Below are 2,610 nucleotides of genomic sequence, written 5' to 3'. Positions count from 1 at the left end.
CCGTCACGACAACTGGCATCCGGGCTCGACCCCGCTTTCGCGGGGATGACGGAAAGGGTAGCAGCGCCGGATGCGCAGAATTGTCCCCGTCCTCACCCTGTTCCTCGCCGCCTGCGCCAGTGAGACGCCCGCGCCGGTGGTAACGCCCGCGGCGGTTCCGGCGAAAGGCAGCCACGGCCACGGCCGCCTGATCGGGCTGAGCATCAGCGACCTCGGCGAAGTATTCGGCTCGCCCGCATTCCAGGTGCGCGAGGGGCCGGGGCTGAAGCTGCAGTATCGCGGCGGCGGGTGCGTGCTGGATGCCTATCTCTACCCGCCGGAAAAAGGCCAAGGGGTCGAGCGCGTCACCCATATCGACGCGCGCCTAGCGAGCGGTGCCGACACCGACGCCGTCGCCTGCGAGGCCGCGATCGAGGCTGGCCGGTAGGCGTGACGCAGCCCAGGTCGCCGCCTCGGCGACGACCGGGTCAGCGCTGGCGAGGTGCCGCCCGACCGCCGCGATCAGTCCGGGATCGCCACTGTTCCCCGCCGCGATCAGGCAATTGCGCATCATCCGTGCCCAGCCGATGCGCTTGATCGGCGATCCGGCGAACAACTGGCGAAACCCGCCATCATCGAGCGCCAGCAGGTCCGCCAGCCGCGGCGCGACCAGCTCTCGGCGGGGCAGGAAGGCGCGATTGGCCCGCCCCGCCTCGGCGAACCGATTCCACGGGCACACCGCCAGGCAATCGTCACAGCCATAGATGCGGTTGCCGATCGCGGCACGAAACTCGACCGGGATCGGGCCGTGATGCTCGATCGTGAGGTAGGAGATGCACCGCCGCGCATCGATCCGGTGCGGCGCGTCGATCGCCCCGGTCGGGCAGGCCGTCATGCAGCGCGAGCAACTCCCGCAATGATCGCTCGCCGCGCCGTCCGGCGTCAGGTCGAGCGTCGTCATGACGATGCCGAGGAACAACCAATTGCCATGCTCGCGGCTGAGCAGATTGCTATGCTTGCCCTGCCAGCCGATCCCGGCGGCGGCAGCCAACGGTTTCTCCATCACCGGGGCGGTGTCGACAAACACCTTGAGCTCGCACCCGGTCTCGTCGGCCAGCCAGCGGCCGAGCGCCTTCAGGCCCTGCTTGACCGCTTTGTGATAGTCACCGCCCTGCGCATAGACCGACACCCGCCCCAGCGACGGCGCACCCGCCAGTGCCAGCGGATCGGTGGCCGGAGCATAGCTCATCCCCAAGGCGATGATTGAGCGCGCCTCGGGCCACAGCCCGTTCGGCGACGCCCGCTCGTCGGCCCGCGCCTCCATCCACGCCATCTCGCCATGCCGCCCTTCGGCCAGCCACTCGCGCAACCCCGGTCCCGCCTCCGGCGCGGCATCGGCGCGGGCAAAGCCGCACGCAGCGAAGCCGAGTTCGGCCGCCTTGCTTCTTATTCTCTCTTCAAGACTTGCATCGCTAGGCACTTACCCCGACTACTCCGTTCGCCCCGAGCTTGTCGAAGGGCTGTTCTTCTTTTGCAGAGAAAAGACAGTGCTTCGACAAGCTCAGCACGAATGGACCGGGCCAGTCGCCATCGCGGCGTATGACCTGGTCAAGGATTTCGGCGACAAGCGCGCGGTCGACGGCGTCGGCCTCGCCGTCCCCGCCGGAGCGATCTACGGCATCCTCGGTCCCAATGGCGCGGGCAAAACGACCACGCTCAGGATGCTGCTCGGCATCATCGACCCGTCGTCGGGCCATTGCACCCTGCTCGGCCGCACCCGCCCGCTGGAGGCGGCGCGCGAGGTCGGTTATTTGCCCGAGGAGCGCGGGCTCTACCCGTCGATGCACTGCGACGACGCCATTGCCTTCATGGGTGCCCTTCGCGGACTGCCGCTGCGCGAGGGCAAAAGGCGCGGGCGTGCGCTGATGGAGGAACATGGCCTCGGTGCCTGGGCCAGCAAGCCGATCCGCACTTTGTCGAAGGGCATGGCACAGACCGTTCAGCTACTCGGGACGATTGTCCACAAGCCGCGGCTGATCGTACTCGACGAGCCCTTCTCCGGCCTCGACGCGATCAATCAGGGCAAGCTCGAGGCGCTGATCCGGCGCGAGGCGGCGGCGGGGACGACGATCATCTTCTCGACCCATGTCATCGCCCACGCCGAGCGATTGTGCGAGCGGGTGGCGATCATCGCCGAAGGCAAGGTCGCGTTCGAAGGGCTGGTCGACGAGGCGCGTGACCGCCTCCGTCCGATCGTCCGGCTGCGAACGCGGGCGAGCGATGGTCCATGGCGGTCCGCAATCCCGGCGGGCGCCCGTCGGGACGGCGGCGAATGGACGTTCGAACTGCCGCCAGGCGGGCCGGAACCGCTGCTGCGCGCGCTGCTCGACGGCAACGCGGGGATCGAGACGCTGGCGATCGAGCGGCCCGGGCTGCACGACGCCTTCGTCGCCATCGCCGGTGAGGCGGCGGCCGAGGCGATGGGCCAGGCGACCCCGGTCGAGGAGGCGGCGTGAGACTTCCCGAGACCTTGCGCGCCGCCTTCGTCATCGCCCGCCGCGATTTCGTCGCCACGGTGTTCCGCCGCACCTTCCTGCTGTTCCTCATCGGGCCGCTGTTCCCGGTGCTGCT

3 protein-coding genes are annotated in these 2,610 nt (G+C 69.0%); 2 read left to right on the top strand and 1 reads right to left on the bottom strand.

Annotated features, from left to right (window positions below):
* The first annotated feature begins 70 nt into the window (after positions 1–70).
* The gene (locus RMN84_RS08555) at positions 71–427 is read left to right on the top strand and encodes a hypothetical protein (RefSeq protein ID WP_309611754.1); all 357 of its coding nucleotides are present in this window, start codon (positions 71–73) and stop codon (positions 425–427) included.
* Here the strand turns inward: RMN84_RS08555 and queG are convergent.
* Positions 365–1,459 carry a tRNA epoxyqueuosine(34) reductase QueG gene (gene queG / locus RMN84_RS08550; protein WP_309611753.1) on the bottom strand — a complete coding sequence of 365 codons (1,095 nt, stop codon included), beginning with the start codon at positions 1,457–1,459 and terminating at the stop codon, positions 365–367. The genes RMN84_RS08555 and queG overlap by 63 nt on opposite strands.
* 67 nt (positions 1,460–1,526) lie before the next feature.
* Between queG and RMN84_RS08545 the strand changes: the two genes are divergently transcribed.
* The gene (locus RMN84_RS08545) at positions 1,527–2,495 is read left to right on the top strand and encodes an ATP-binding cassette domain-containing protein (RefSeq protein WP_309611752.1); all 969 of its coding nucleotides are present in this window, start codon (positions 1,527–1,529) and stop codon (positions 2,493–2,495) included.
* Positions 2,496–2,610 lie beyond the last annotated feature (115 nt).

Origin of the sequence: Sphingomonas sp., from assembly GCF_031380695.1 — a bacterium.
Lineage (GTDB): Bacteria > Pseudomonadota > Alphaproteobacteria > Sphingomonadales > Sphingomonadaceae > Sphingomicrobium.
This window is presented reverse-complemented; position numbering and strand designations above follow the sequence as displayed.

Coding starts and splice junctions, on each gene's coding strand:
- RMN84_RS08555 (WP_309611754.1), top strand. CDS start 71: ATGCGCAGAATTGTCCCCGTCCTCACCCTGTTCCTCGCCGCCTGCGCC.